This is a genomic window from Romboutsia sp. Marseille-P6047, assembly GCF_900604535.1.
GTDB lineage: Bacteria > Bacillota > Clostridia > Peptostreptococcales > Peptostreptococcaceae > Romboutsia_E.
In genome coordinates, this window is the sequence record NZ_UWOT01000018.1 from 16,280 (window position 1) to 31,137 (window position 14,858).

The 14,858-nt window shown below is 31.5% G+C and carries 16 protein-coding genes and 1 other annotated feature; all 16 genes read left to right on the forward strand.

The features are described from left to right. Positions 1 to 155 precede the first annotated feature (155 nt). The 16 genes from gltX to rpoB all read left to right on the forward strand — a co-directional run bounded on the left by gltX (position 156) and on the right by rpoB (position 14,836). The gene (gene gltX / locus EIH23_RS14340; RefSeq protein ID WP_122641113.1) at positions 156 to 1,637 is read left to right on the forward strand and encodes a glutamate--tRNA ligase; all 1,482 of its coding nucleotides are present in this window, start codon (positions 156 to 158) and stop codon (positions 1,635 to 1,637) included. 195 nt (positions 1,638 to 1,832) lie between these two features. Next, positions 1,833 to 1,985, forward strand: a complete 153-nt coding sequence (locus EIH23_RS16405) for a hypothetical protein (protein WP_164489094.1) — start codon at positions 1,833 to 1,835, stop codon at positions 1,983 to 1,985. Between the two features lie 128 nt (positions 1,986 to 2,113). Next, a complete protein-coding gene (gene cysS / locus EIH23_RS14345) occupies positions 2,114 to 3,511 on the forward strand; it encodes a cysteine--tRNA ligase (protein ID WP_122641114.1) in 1,398 nt (465 codons plus the stop codon). A 2-nt stretch (positions 3,512 to 3,513) separates the two neighbouring features. After that, a complete protein-coding gene (locus tag EIH23_RS14350; protein WP_122641115.1) occupies positions 3,514 to 3,912 on the forward strand; it encodes a Mini-ribonuclease 3 in 399 nt (132 codons plus the stop codon). A gap of 129 nt (positions 3,913 to 4,041) precedes the next feature. After that, complete coding sequence (gene rlmB / locus EIH23_RS14355) at positions 4,042 to 4,776, forward strand: 23S rRNA (guanosine(2251)-2'-O)-methyltransferase RlmB (protein WP_164489096.1); 735 nt, start codon at positions 4,042 to 4,044, stop codon at positions 4,774 to 4,776. Positions 4,777 to 4,780: 4 nt separating this feature from the next. Further along, positions 4,781 to 5,308: an NYN domain-containing protein gene (locus EIH23_RS14360; protein ID WP_122641117.1), complete on the forward strand. Its 528-nt coding sequence runs from the start codon at positions 4,781 to 4,783 to the stop codon at positions 5,306 to 5,308. Between the two features lie 62 nt (positions 5,309 to 5,370). Next, a complete protein-coding gene (gene sigH / locus EIH23_RS14365; RefSeq protein ID WP_122641118.1) occupies positions 5,371 to 6,018 on the forward strand; it encodes an RNA polymerase sporulation sigma factor SigH in 648 nt (215 codons plus the stop codon). 69 nt (positions 6,019 to 6,087) lie between these two features. Continuing rightward, positions 6,088 to 7,281, forward strand: a complete 1,194-nt coding sequence (gene tuf / locus EIH23_RS14370; RefSeq protein WP_122641119.1) for an elongation factor Tu — start codon at positions 6,088 to 6,090, stop codon at positions 7,279 to 7,281. Between the two features lie 206 nt (positions 7,282 to 7,487). Beyond that, positions 7,488 to 7,637 (forward strand): 50S ribosomal protein L33, encoded by a 150-nt coding sequence (gene rpmG / locus EIH23_RS14375; RefSeq protein WP_122641120.1) that lies wholly within the window; start codon positions 7,488 to 7,490, stop codon positions 7,635 to 7,637. 25 nt (positions 7,638 to 7,662) lie between these two features. Further along, the gene (gene secE / locus EIH23_RS14380; protein ID WP_122641121.1) at positions 7,663 to 7,890 is read left to right on the forward strand and encodes a preprotein translocase subunit SecE; all 228 of its coding nucleotides are present in this window, start codon (positions 7,663 to 7,665) and stop codon (positions 7,888 to 7,890) included. Positions 7,891 to 7,904: 14 nt separating this feature from the next. Next, positions 7,905 to 8,447 (forward strand): transcription termination/antitermination protein NusG, encoded by a 543-nt coding sequence (gene nusG / locus EIH23_RS14385; RefSeq protein WP_122641122.1) that lies wholly within the window; start codon positions 7,905 to 7,907, stop codon positions 8,445 to 8,447. A gap of 38 nt (positions 8,448 to 8,485) precedes the next feature. After that, entirely contained in the window at positions 8,486 to 8,911 is a 426-nt protein-coding gene (gene rplK, locus EIH23_RS14390) for a 50S ribosomal protein L11 (protein WP_122641123.1), read from the forward strand. A 71-nt stretch (positions 8,912 to 8,982) separates the two neighbouring features. Then, on the forward strand, positions 8,983 to 9,681 hold the full coding sequence (gene rplA / locus EIH23_RS14395) for a 50S ribosomal protein L1 (RefSeq protein WP_122641124.1): 699 nt from the start codon (positions 8,983 to 8,985) through the stop codon (positions 9,679 to 9,681). A 51-nt stretch (positions 9,682 to 9,732) separates the two neighbouring features. Continuing rightward, positions 9,733 to 9,862 (forward strand) — a sequence feature (ribosomal protein L10 leader region). Positions 9,863 to 9,907: 45 nt separating this feature from the next. After that, positions 9,908 to 10,411: a 50S ribosomal protein L10 gene (gene rplJ / locus EIH23_RS14400; protein ID WP_122641125.1), complete on the forward strand. Its 504-nt coding sequence runs from the start codon at positions 9,908 to 9,910 to the stop codon at positions 10,409 to 10,411. A gap of 87 nt (positions 10,412 to 10,498) precedes the next feature. Beyond that, positions 10,499 to 10,861 (forward strand): 50S ribosomal protein L7/L12, encoded by a 363-nt coding sequence (rplL, locus tag EIH23_RS14405; RefSeq protein ID WP_122641126.1) that lies wholly within the window; start codon positions 10,499 to 10,501, stop codon positions 10,859 to 10,861. Positions 10,862 to 11,128: 267 nt separating this feature from the next. After that, entirely contained in the window at positions 11,129 to 14,836 is a 3,708-nt protein-coding gene (gene rpoB / locus EIH23_RS14410) for a DNA-directed RNA polymerase subunit beta (protein WP_122641127.1), read from the forward strand. Positions 14,837 to 14,858: the final 22 nt, after the last annotated feature.

Consider the following 14,858-nt stretch of genomic DNA (forward strand, 5'->3'; position numbering starts at 1 on the left):
TGTATATGTGGATATATATACTATCTTAAATTGATTTAAAATCTAATTATCCACAAAAGGATTCCTTTTTAGTCATTTGGATAAAATAAAAATACAATATATAGACGTTTTTTGATATTATAAAAGATGTATGAAAATAATCAGGAGGTAAAGAGATGAGCGTAAGAGTAAGATTTGCTCCAAGTCCAACTGGATTTGTACATATAGGTAGTTTAAGAACTGCTTTATATAACTACTTATTTGCAAAAAAAATGGGCGGAGAATACATATTAAGAGTTGAAGATACTGATCAAACTAGATTAGTTGAAGGTGCTATAGAAAACATGTTAAATGCAATGAGCTGGGGTGGAGTTAACCACAGTGAAGGTGTTATGTTAGATGAAAATGGAAACATAGTTCAAAAAGGTGAATATGGTCCATATATACAATCAGAAAGATTAGATATATATATAGAATACATACAAGAGTTATTAGATAGCGGAAAAGCTTACTACTGCTTCTGTTCAAAAGAAAGGTTAGATGAAGTAAGAGAAAAACAAAAAGAAGCTGGAGAAACTCCAAAATATGATGGTCACTGTAGAGATTTATCAAAAGAAGAAATCGAAGAAAAGATAGCAGCTGGTATACCTTATGTAATAAGACTAAGATTGCCAGAAAATCATGTAATAAAATTCACTGACTTAGTTAGAGGAGAAACTGAATTTAATACTAATGATTTAGATGATCAAGTTTTAATAAAAACTGATGGTTTCCCAACTTACCATTTTGCAGTTGTAGTTGATGACCATTTAATGAAAATAACTCATGTAATAAGAGGAGAAGAATGGGTTTCTTCAACTCCAAAGCATGTTTATTTATATGAAGCATTTGGATGGGAAGCTCCAACATTTGTACATTTACCAAATATACTTAACAAAGAAAAGAAAAAATTAAGTAAAAGACATGGTGATGTTGCAGTTGAAGATTTCAAGAAAAAGGGATACTTACCAGAAGGACTAATAAACTATGTTGCATTAGTTGGATGGTCTCCAGAAGATAATCAAGAATTATTCACTATGGAAGAATTAGAGAAAGCATTCTCGGTAGAGAGAGTATCTAAGAGTGGTGGAGTATTTGACACTGAAAAATTAAATTGGGTTAACCAACATTATATAAAAGAAGCGGATGATGCTTACTTAACAGACTTAGCTATACCATTCTTAGTTGAAGCTGGATTTGTTACAGAAGAAGAAGCCAAAGAAAAATATGACTTCTTAAAAGGTATGGTATCAGTGCTAAAAGAAAAATTACAATATGTAAAAGAAGTAACTGACCACGCTTCAATATTCTTTGGAGATAAGGTAGAGTTAGAAACTGAGGAATGTGAAGATTTCTTAAAGTTAGAGCATATACCGACGTTAGTAAATGCATTAGAAGAAAAAATATCTAATGCAGAAGTATTAGATGAGGCATTTGTAAAAGCTATGTTCAAAGAAATACAAAAAGAGCATGGAATAAAAGGTAAAAATTTATTTATGGGGTCAAGAATAAGTTTAACTGGTCAAATGCATGGACCGGATTTACCAAAAACTATGGAAGTTTTAGGAAAAGAAATTTGCTTAAATAGATTAACTTATGTAAAAAATAATATATTATAGTTAAAAAAAGTCCACTGCATAGGGCTTTTTTATATGTAATTATTTGGAGGAAATATTTACATATGATAGTAGAGGAGTTTTATTATTAAAATTTAATATATAAATTATATGTTAATTAAGAAAATTAATAATAAATAGGTTTTAATAATTTAAAAATATTAAATAAATTGGTTTGTTTAAAAACAAGGGGGTACTATGTATAATAATATAGAAGATGTTAAAAAAGAGTTAGAACAACTTTGTGAGGATTACATAGAAGCATTAGAACTGTTAAAAAATAAAAATATAGTAAGTAATGATACTTTCGAAGAATGTGTAAGCAATAAAGTTTTATTCTTAGATAGGTAATACTGAATATTTTTTATAGAATAGCTGGATATAATAGTAATACTATTAATTGTAAGTGTTTTCAATTATAATATAGTATATAATTATTGTGTTATGGGAATTTATAACAATATAGTGAGGTGATGAGTGTGAAATTATATAATACAATGACTAGGCAGAAAGAAGAGTTTGTTCCTATTGAGGAAGGAAAGGTAAAGATGTATGTATGTGGACCTACGGTTTATAATTATATACATATAGGAAATGCAAGACCTTTTATTATATTTGATACATTAAGAAGATATTTAGAATATAGAGGCTATGATGTAACTTATGTGCAAAACTTTACAGATGTAGATGATAAAATTATAAAAAGGGGTCATGAAGAGGGAATATCTCCAGAAGAAGTTGCGAAGAAATATATAAATGAATATTTTGTAGATTCTGATGGATTAGGAATAAAGAGAGCATCTGTACACCCACAAGTTACAGATAATATACAACAAATAATAGATTTTGTTAAAGAACTAGAAGATAAAGGGTATGCATATGAAGTGAACGGAGATGTATACTTTGATACTAAAAAGTTTGAAGGTTATGGAAAGCTTTCAGGACAAAAACAAGATGAATTAGAAGCGGGTGCTAGAATAGAAGTAAACGATCAAAAAAGACATCCTATGGATTTTGTACTTTGGAAGGCAAAAAAAGAAGGAGAACCAGGATGGCAAAGTCCTTGGGGTGAAGGTAGACCAGGATGGCACATAGAATGTTCTGTTATGTCTAATAGATACTTAGGAGAAACGATAGATATACATGCAGGAGGCCAAGATTTAACTTTCCCACATCATGAAAATGAGATAGCTCAGAGTGAAGCTAGAAGTGGAAAAACTTTTGCTAATTACTGGATACATAATGGATATATAAATATAAATAATGAAAAAATGAGTAAATCAAAAGGAAACTTCTTTACAGTAAGAGATATATCTAAATTATATGATTTAGAAATTGTAAGGTTCTTTATGTTATCAGCTCATTATAGAAATCCAGTTAACTTTAGTGATGAGATGTTAAATCAAGCAAAAGCAGGTTTAGATAGATTGTATAATACTAAAGAAAAATTAGAATTTACTATAAGTAATTTAAAAGAATCTAATATGACACAAGGTGAATTAAAACTAGCAACAGAATTAGATGGATTTAGAAGTAAATTTATAAACTCTATGGATGATGATGTAAATACAGCAGATGCTATAAGTGTTATATTTGAATTAGCCAAGTTTATAAATTCAAATGTTAATGAAAATTCATCATTAGAATTTGCTAATAAATGTTTAGATGAATTTAATGAATTAACTTCTGTATTAAATATAGTAAATAAGAAAAAAGATGATATACTAGATGAAGAGATAGAAAGCTTAATACAAAAAAGAACAGAAGCTAAGAAAAATAAAAATTATCAATTAGCGGATGAAATAAGACAAGAATTATTAGATAAAGGTATTGTCTTAGAAGATACAAGACAAGGTGTTAAGTGGAAAAGGATATAATCATGGATAGATCAGAATTAATTACTATATCACCACTAGTATTAGCTTATTTAGGAGACACTGTATATGAATCTTATGTAAGAGAGTACTTAATAAGAAAAAATATAAATAAAAAAGTTAATGACCTTCATAAAAGTGCTATAAAATATGTTAATGCAAAAGCGCAAGCAACTATTATACATGAAATAGAGAATGAATTAAGTGAAGATGAAATGAGAATTTATAAAAGAGGAAGAAATCAAAAATCTCATACATCTCCTAAAAATGCAGATATTATAGATTATAAGCATGCTACTGGATTTGAGGCATTAATAGGGTATTTATATTTAAATGAGGAGATAAGTAGGCTAAAGTATATAATATCTAAAGGTTTAGAAATTGTAGAAAATAATATGAAATAAAATTAGTTAAAAAGTATTGTCTTAATTAAATGACAATGCTTTTTTTTGTAAATGATGTATAATAGTAGTTATAAATAAAACATTATAATATATAGGTAATTATAAAGAACAAAATAGGCGGTGAAAGAATTGGCAAATATAGAAGGAAGAAATCCAGTTATAGAGGCAATAAAAAGTAATAGAGAGATAGATAAAATAATGATATCTAACTCTGCAAAAGAAGGATCTATAAAGAAAATTATAGGTATGGCAAAAGAAAAAAATATCGTAATACAATATGTAGATAAAAATAAATTAGATGAAATAAGTACAAGTCACACCCATCAAGGCGTAATAGCACAGGTTAGTGAATATAAATACTATGATTTAGATGAGTTAATCCAATCAGCTAAAGAAAAATCAGAACATCCATTTTTTATAATATTAGATGAGATAACAGACCCGCATAATCTTGGGACAATAATAAGAACAGCAGATGCAGTTGGTGCTCATGGAGTAATAATACCAAAGAGAAGAAGTGTACACATAACACCAACAGTAGCAAAAGCATCAGCTGGTGCAGTAGAGTATGTGCCAGTATGTAAAGTAACCAATATAGTAAATACTATAAAGAAGTTAAAAGAAGAAGGTCTGTGGATTGCTGCAGCAGATATGGATGGACAACCATTCTATGAACAAAATCTTACAGGTCCAATAGGTTTAGTTATAGGAAGTGAAGGATTTGGAATATCAAGGCTTGTAAAACAAAACTGTGATTTCACAGTTAAGATGCCTATGGTAGGGAATGTTACATCTTTAAATGCTTCTGTAGCTGGAGGAATTCTTTTATACGAGATATTCAGACAAAGAACAGGTAAAAAATAACATAATGAGAAAAAAGACAAATTCTTATTTAATAATAGATGGTTACAATATTATAAATGCATGGGATGATTTAAAAGAAATATCTAAATATAGTTTAGAGGATTCGAGAGAAAAGCTTATACATTATATAATTGATTATGCAGAGTTTACAGGTAAAAAAGCAATAATAGTGTTTGATGCTTATAATATAAAAAACTCTAAAGAAAAAGTGGAAAATAGAAAGCATATAACAATTGTTTATACAAAAGAACTTCAGACAGCAGATAGTTATATAGAAAAATTTATAAGTACACTATCTAAGTATGATGAGGTAAAGGTAGTTACAAATGACTATGCTGAGCAACAAATTGTTTTAGGTAAAGGGGCTAGCAGAGTTTCTGCAAGAGAACTAAAACTAGATTTAGATGTTGCAAAGGAAAGGATAAAAGAGAGAGCTAATAGCCAACAGAAAAAAATACAAAGAAATTTCTTGGAAGATAGGTTAGATAAGGAAACATTGTCGAAACTTGAGAACATTCGTAGAAAGCGTTGAAGTAGCAAAGTTTATTAGACTATAATATATCTATGAGATTGTTTACAGGGGGAGAAATTTTAATGGCAATAGCAGAAGAAAAGGGATATGAATTTTTAGATAATAGTCAACAAGATGAGTATAATATAGTATTAAAAGCTAGTAATGGGGATAAACTAGCATTAGAGTATATTATTATAAAGTATAGAAACTTTGTAAAAGCGAAAGCAAAATCATATTTTTTGGTAGGTGCAGATAAAGAAGATATAATACAAGAAGGAATGATAGGTCTTTATAAAGCTGTAAGGGATTTTGATGGAAGTAAAACAAATTCCTTTAAATGTTTTGCGGAAATATGCATAACAAGACAAATAATAACAGCTATAAAAACAGCAACGAGACAAAAACATATACCGCTGAATTCGTATATATCATTAAATAAACCAATATATGATGAAGAATCAGATAGAACTCTTTTAGATATTATAGCTACTAGTATAGTAACAGATCCGGAAGAACTTATAATAAGCAAAGAAGAGTTAAAGCGAATTCAATCAAAGATGGACGAGCTGTTAAGTGATTTAGAATTAGAAGTATTAGAATTATATCTAAATGGCAAGTCATATCAGTACATAGCTGATAGATTAAATAGAGATGTAAAGTCAATAGATAACGCTCTTCAAAGGGTTAAGAGAAAATTGGAAAAACATCTTGAAAACAGAAATGATTAATAGTAAAATACTTACCATAAGCTTATTACAAGCAAAATTATATAAGATAACAATAGGAGGTATTTCAAAATGGCTAAAGCTAAATTTGAAAGAAGTAAACCACATGTTAATATAGGAACAATAGGTCACGTTGACCACGGTAAAACTACATTAACAGCTGCTATAACAAAAACTTTACACGAAAGATATCAATTAGGAGAAGCTGTAGACTTTGCTAACATAGATAAAGCTCCAGAAGAAAGAGAAAGAGGTATCACAATATCAACTGCTCACGTTGAGTACGAAACTCCAAACAGACACTACGCTCACGTTGACTGCCCAGGACATGCTGACTACGTTAAGAACATGATAACAGGTGCTGCTCAAATGGACGGTGCTATATTAGTTTGTTCAGCAACTGATGGACCAATGCCTCAAACAAGAGAGCATATATTATTATCAAGACAAGTTGGTGTACCATACATAGTAGTATTCTTAAACAAATGTGATATGGTAGACGATGAAGAATTATTAGAGTTAGTTGAAATGGAAATAAGAGACTTATTAAACGAGTACGAATTCCCAGGAGATGACACTCCAATAATAAGAGGATCAGCTTTAATGGCTTTAGAAGATCCAACTTCAGCTTGGGGAGATAAGATAGTAGAATTATTCGAAATAATAGACGAATATATACCAGCTCCAGAAAGAGATGTTGATAAAGATTTCTTAATGCCAGTAGAAGACGTATTCTCTATAACAGGTAGAGGAACAGTTGCTACAGGTAGAGTTGAAAGAGGTATATTAAAAGTTCAAGACGAAGTAGAAGTAGTAGGACTTTCAGAAGAACCAAGAAAGATAGTAGTTACTGGAGTAGAAATGTTCAGAAAATTACTAGATCAAGCAGAAGCTGGAGATAACATAGGAGCATTATTAAGAGGTGTTCAAAGAACTGAAATAGAAAGAGGACAAGTATTAGCTAAGCCAGGAACAGTTAAAGCTCACACTAAATTCATGGCTGAGATATACGTTCTTAAAAAAGAAGAAGGTGGAAGACATACTCCATTCTTCGATGGATACAGACCACAATTCTACTTCAGAACAACTGACGTAACAGGAGCTTGTAAGTTACCAGAAGGAATAGAAATGGTAATGCCAGGAGATAACGTAACTATAGAAGTTGACTTAATAAACTCTATATGTGTTGAAGAAGGATTAAGATTCGCAATAAGAGAAGGTGGAAGAACAGTAGCATCAGGTGTTGTTGCTTCTATAATGGAATAATCTCTTATTAAAGAATTATTCATAGATTAAGAGGGGGGAAACCTCCTCTTTTTTTAAAGATTGAAGGTACAAAAACATTGACAGTCATATTAATTTGTGATAACTTATACAAGGTAATGATTTGGAAGGTAATAATACTTCAATTAAATAAATTAAAGTATTATATTATTTAATATATTTACTTATAAAAGTTGGAGGTGTAACAGATGAGAGTAAAAGTAACTTTAGCATGCTCAGAATGTAAGCAAAGAAACTATAACACTACTAAAAACAAGAAGAATAATCCAGACAGAATAGAATTACAAAAATATTGTAGATTCTGTAAGAAACACACTGCTCATAAAGAAACAAAATAGTTTTAATTAAGGATGTGAGTGTAGTATGGCTACTCAGGTAAATAATGGCGTTATGGCCAAGAAAAAAAGATTTAGTTTAGTATCTTACATAAAAGACACTAAGCAAGAACTAAAAAGAGTTACGTGGCCGACAAAAAAGGAATTACTGAAAAATACAGGAATAGTTTTAACTGTAGTTATTTCGTTCACTATATTAGTATGGCTATTAGACACTGCTTTATCTGGTGCGCTAGCATTTATACTAAGTAGATAAAAAGGAGAAAAATAATGTCAGAATTACAAGAAGCAAAATGGTATGTAGTTCATACCTATTCAGGACATGAAAACAAGGTTAAAGCTACTATAGAAAAAGCTGTAAAGACTAGAGGTATGGAAGATTGCATAACTCAAGTCGTTGTTCCTACTGAAGATGTAGTAGAAACTACTAAAACAGGTAAGGAAAAAACAAGACAAAGAAAAGTATACCCAAGTTATGTGCTAATCAAAATGGTTATAACAGACGAATCTTGGTATATTGTAAGAAATACTAAGGGCGTTACAGGGTTCGTTGGACCAGGTTCAAAGCCGGTACCATTAAGTGATGACGAAGTTATTGCTATGGGTATTGATTTAGAGTCTACTAAAATTGTTAATGGAGATACTGATTTAGAGGTTGGAGACAACGTTGAAATCAAAAATGGTCCATTCAGCGGTAAAATAGGGACTATAGAAAAAATCAATATGGAAAATAGAACTGTTACTGTTTTCTTGGATGCTTTTAATAAAAAGACTCCATTTGAAATGGACATTGATAGTATAGAAAGAATATAATTTTTTATATGTAAATAATCTGAGGAGGTGCGATTAAAATGGCTAAAAAAGTTATAGGTCAAATAAAATTACAAATACCTGCAGGAAAGGCTACTCCAGCACCACCAGTTGGTCCAGCATTAGGACAACACGGTGTTAACATAATGGGATTCACTAAAGAATTCAATGCTAAAACTGCAGATCAAGCTGGGATGATAATACCAGTTGTTATAACTGTATATCAAGATAGATCATTCAGTTTCATAACAAAAACTCCGCCAGCTGCAGTATTATTAAAGAAAGCTGCTGGTTTAGATTCAGCTTCAGGAGAACCAAACAAGAAGAAGGTTGCTACTTTATCATCTGATGAAGTTAGAAAAATAGCTGAATTAAAAATGCCTGACTTAAACGCTGCATCAGTAGAAGCTGCTATGAGCATGATAGCTGGTACTGCTAGAAGTATGGGTATCGTTATAGAAGACTAATTTTAAATTAGACACTTCGCATAGAAGTGGGAGGTTTTAAAACCGAAAATAACCACGAGGAGGAAAATAAAATGGCTAAAAAAAGCAAAAAGTATGTAGAAGCATTAAGCAAAGTTGATAGAACTAGAATGTACGATGCTAAAGAAGCATTAAACTTAGTTTCTGAAATAGCTAATGCTAAATTCGATGAGACTGTTGAAGCTCATATAAAATTAGGTGTTGACTCTAGACACGCTGATCAACAAGTTAGAGGTGCGGTTGTATTACCACACGGAACTGGTAAAACTAAAAAAGTTTTAGTTTTTGCTAAAGGACCAAAAGCTGAAGAAGCTAAAGCTGCAGGAGCAGACTTTGTAGGTGCTGAAGAATTAGTACAAAAAATACAAGGTGAAAACTGGTTCGATTTCGATATAGTTGTTGCTACTCCAGATATGATGGGTGTAGTTGGTAGATTAGGTAGAGTATTAGGACCAAAAGGTTTAATGCCAAACCCAAAATCAGGAACAGTTACATTTGATGTAGCTAAAGCTATAGAAGAAATAAAAGCAGGTAAAGTTGAGTACAGATTAGACAAGACTAACATAATACACGTTACTGTAGGTAAAGTATCTTTCGGTGGAGAAAAATTAGCTGAAAACTTTGCTGCATTAATGGATGCTATAGTTAAGGCTAAGCCAGCTGCTGCTAAAGGACAATACTTAAGAAGTATATCAGTAGCTTCTACTATGGGACCTGGAGTAAAAATAAATCCAGCTAAAATAGCAGAATAATTATCCTGTTGACACAGATAAACAAAAATGTTAATATAACATTTGTTGATATAAAAAATAATAGTTTTGCCGTAGACAGTAGGGGCGTAAAGCTTAAATATCCTACCGAGGTTTTAGATGGATTGAATTACTAAAGCTTTGTGTGTCTATAAAATGATACGAAAGCTTTTTTTAATGAGATATACGGCGTAAACAAACCTATCAGGTGAAGGAGGTGCACGTTTAGATGAGACAAGCTATAGAACTTAAATCACAAGTTGTAAGTGAAATAGTTGAGAAGTTACAAAAATCTTCTTCTGCAGTTGTAGTTGACTACAAAGGATTAACAGTTGAAGAAGTAACTGAATTAAGAAAGAAAATGAGAGAAGCTGGTGTTGAATATAAGGTATACAAAAACACTTTAGTAAGAAGAGCTGCTAAAGAAGTTGGTATAGAACAATTCAATGACGAGTTATTAGTTGGAACTAACGCAATAGCATTCGGATACGAAGATCCTGTTGCTCCAGCTAGAATATTAAAAGAATTTATGGATGCTCATCCAAAAATGCAATTAAAAATGGGTGTAGTAGAAGGAGAATTCTACAACGAGTCTCAAATAGTTGAGTTCGCTAACATACCATCAAGAGAAGTTCTTCTTGCTAAGTTACTTGGAAGCTTAAAGGCTCCAATGTCAAACTTTGCATACTTAATAGATGCAATGATAAAGAAAGCAGAAGGACAAGAAGCTTAATTGTCAATTTTGAAAAAATAGATAAGGTTGCATAGTGACGTTATCATAATAAAAATAATTTAAGAAAAATATTCGGAGGTGCTAAAAATGACAATAGAACAAATATTAGAAGCTATAGAAAACATGAAAGTTTTAGAATTAAATGAATTAGTTAAAGCTGCTGAAGAAAAATTCGGTGTATCTGCTTCAGCTCCAGTTATGATGGCTGGTGCAGTTGCTGGTGGAGCTGCTGAAGAAAAAACTGAATTCGATGTAGTATTAGCAGGAGCTGGATCTTCAAAAGTTGGAGTTATAAAAGCTGTTAGAGAAATAACTGGATTAGGATTAAAAGAAGCTAAAGAAGTAGTTGACAACGCTCCTAAGACTGTTAAAGAAGGAGTTTCTAAAGAGGAAGCTGAAGAAATGAAAGCTAAGTTAGAAGCTGCTGGAGCTACTGTAGAAGTTAAGTAGTTTTTATAAATGAAACGGAAAAGATGCCTTTTGGCATCTTTTTTTTTACTTTATTAAAAAATAAAAAATATGCAAGAAAAATAGAATTATAGATTGGCATTTTGTGCATAATAAATAATGCATATTTTATGAGGTTGAATAATTATGCACAGATTGTGTAATAGTTGTTAATATACATATTGAAAAATAATAATTCTTATGGTAAAATTATTAGATGCGTTAGAATGACTATGGTTTTATTTTTAATTATTGAGAGGTGAAAAGTGAATGCCACATCCTGTCACGATAGGTAAGAGAACTAGAATGAGCTTTTCTAAGATAAAAGAAATAGCTGATTTACCAAATCTTATAGAATTACAAGTTGATTCTTATAAGTGGTTTTTAGAAGAAGGGTTAAAAGAAGTATTTGAAGATATTTCTCCAATAGAAGATTATACAGGTAATCTTATATTAGAATTTGTTGATTACTCTTTAGATGATAAGCCGAAATACGATATAGAAGAATGTAAAGAAAGAGATGCTACATACTGTGCACCTCTAAAAGTTAAAGTAAGACTTATAAATAAGGAAACTGGGGAAATAAAAGAACAAGAAGTATTTATGGGCGATTTCCCACTTATGACTGAAAGAGGAACTTTCGTTATAAATGGAGCGGAAAGAGTTATAGTAAGTCAATTAGTTAGATCTCCGGGGGTTTATTATGCTGAAGAGAGAGATAAAACTGGTAAGAGACTTATATCTTCTACTGTTATACCTAACAGAGGGGCATGGTTAGAATATGAAACAGATTCTAATGATGTTATATCTGTAAGAGTAGACAGAACTAGAAAACAACCAGTTACTGTTTTATTAAGAGCATTAGGTATAGGTACTGATGCTGAAATCATCGAACTTTTAGGAGAAGATGAAAGATTAAGTGCTACTTTAGAAAAAGATAATACTAAGACTGTTGAAGAAGGATTAGTAGAAATATACAAAAAGTTAAGACCAGGTGAGCCACCTACAGTTGAAAGTGCTTCATCATTATTAAATGCATTATTCTTTGATCCGAAGAGATATGACTTAGCTAAAGTTGGTAGATATAAATTCAACAAAAAATTAGCTTTATGTTATAGAATAATGAATAAAGTTTCAGCTGATGATATAATAAATCCTGAAACAGGAGAAGTATTCGTTAAAGCTGGAGAAAAGATATCTTATGAGACAGCTAAAGATATACAAAATGCAGGTATAAATGTAGTAAACATACTTGTTGATGAAGACACTACAGTTAAAGTTATAGGAAATAACTTTGTAGACATTAAGTCTCACATTAATTTTGATATAGATGAATTAAATATAAAAGAAAAAGTTCACTATCCAACATTAAAAGAAATATTAGATGAGTATAGTGACGAAGAAGAAATAAAAGAAGCGATAAAAATAAGAATGAAAGAGCTTGTACCAAAGCACATTTTACTAGATGATATAATCGCTTCAATAAGTTATGAATTTAACTTATTCTATGAAATAGGTAATATAGATGATATAGACCACCTAGGAAATAGAAGAATAAGATCAGTAGGAGAATTACTACAAAACCAAGTAAGAATTGGTTTATCTAGAATGGAAAGAGTTATAAGAGAAAGAATGACTGTTCAAGACATGGAATCTATAACTCCACAAGCTTTAGTAAACATAAGACCTGTTTCTGCAGCTATAAAAGAATTCTTTGGTAGTTCTCAGTTATCTCAGTTCATGGACCAAACAAACCCATTATCTGAGTTAACACATAAAAGAAGATTATCTGCATTAGGGCCTGGAGGGCTTTCAAGAGAAAGAGCTGGATTCGAAGTTCGTGACGTTCATCATTCTCACTACGGAAGAATGTGTCCAATAGAGACTCCAGAAGGACCAAACATCGGTCTTATAAACTCATTAGGAACTTATGCTAAGATAAATGAATATGGATTCATCGAGTCTCCTTATAGAAAATATGATAAGGAAGCAGGAAGAATAACAAATGAAATACATTATTTAACTGCTGATGAAGAAGATTTATTCGTAAGAGCTCAAGCAAATGAACCTTTAACTGAAAATGGCGAGTTCATAAACAGCAGAGTTGTTTGTAGAACAGTAAATGGTGCAGTTGAATTAGTTCCAGCAAGTAGAGTGGATTATATGGATATATCTCCTAAACAAGTTGTTTCTATAGCTACAGCTATGATACCATTCTTAGAGAATGACGATGCCAACCGTGCCCTAATGGGATCGAACATGCAGCGTCAAGCCGTGCCTCTAGTAAGAAGAGAAGCACCAATTATAGGTACAGGAGTAGAATATAGAGCAGCGAAAGACTCTGGAGCAGTTGTAGTTGCTAAAAACTCAGGTATAGCAGAAAGAGTTACTGCAGATGAAATAATAATAAGAAAAGAAGATGGAAGTAAGGACAGATATAAATTACTTAAATTTAAACGTTCAAACTCTGGTACTTGTATAAACCAAACTCCAATCATCAATAAAAATGATGAGATAAAAGCAGGAGATGTTATAGCAGATGGACCGGCTACAGATTTAGGTGAAGTAGCATTAGGAAGAAACTGCTTTATAGCATTCATGACTTGGGAAGGTTATAACTATGAGGATGCCATCTTAATAAACGAAAGATTAGTTAAAGAAGATAGATTATCAACAATTCATATAGAAGAATATGAATGTGAGGCTAGAGACACTAAATTAGGACCAGAAGAAATAACTAGAGATATACCAAATGTATCTGAAAGTGCTATAAAGAACTTAGATGATAGAGGTATAATAAGAATAGGTGCTGAAGTAGATTCAGGAGATATATTAGTTGGTAAAGTAACTCCAAAAGGAGAAACTGAACTTACTGCTGAAGAAAGATTACTTCGTGCAATCTTCGGAGAAAAAGCAAGAGAAGTTAGAGATACTTCACTTAAGGTTCCTCATGGAGAGTCTGGTATAATCGTTGATGTAAAAGTATTTACTAGAGAAAATGGAGATGATTTATCTCCAGGAGTTAACGAATTAGTTAGATGTTATATAGCTAAGAAGAGAAAAATAAAAGTCGGAGATAAAATGGCCGGACGTCATGGTAACAAAGGGGTTATATCTAGAGTATTACCTGAAGAAGATATGCCATTCATGGCTGATGGAACTCCACTTGACATAGTTCTTAACCCACAAGGGGTACCATCTCGTATGAACATCGGTCAGGTACTTGAAGTTCATTTAGGACTTGCTGCTAAGGCTTTAGGATGGCATGTTGCAACATCTGTATTTGATGGAGCAAAAGAAGGCGATATAAGAGAAGCTCTTAAAGAAGCTGGATATCCAGAAGATGGTAAGTTAACACTGTACGATGGTAGAACTGGTGATACGTTTGACAATAGAATAACTGTAGGATACATGTACATGCTTAAACTACATCACTTAGTTGATGATAAGTTACATGCAAGAAGTACTGGACCATACTCATTAGTAACTCAACAACCACTTGGAGGTAAAGCTCAATTTGGTGGACAAAGATTTGGTGAGATGGAGGTTTGGGCATTAGAAGCATATGGTGCAGCTCACATCCTTCAAGAAATACTTACAGTTAAGTCTGATGATGTTGTAGGACGTGTTAGAACTTACGAAGCAATAGTTAAGGGAGAAAATATTCCAGAACCAGGAATCCCTGAATCGTTCAAAGTTCTTATAAAAGAACTTCAAAGTTTATGTTTAGATGTTAAGGTATTAACTGATGAAGATAAAGAAATAGAAGTAAGAGAATCTGTTGATATAGATGAAACAGATGGAAACTTCGAAATAAGTCTTATAGACGATATGCAAGAAGTAGAAGATACTCACATAATCGAAGAAATAGATGATGAATTAGTTGATGAAACAGATGCAGATATGGATAATCTAGATCTTGAGGAAGATATGGATTATGACGATTTAGATTATGAAAATGAAGATTTTGATATATAGTTTTTAATTAGTGCAAATATCA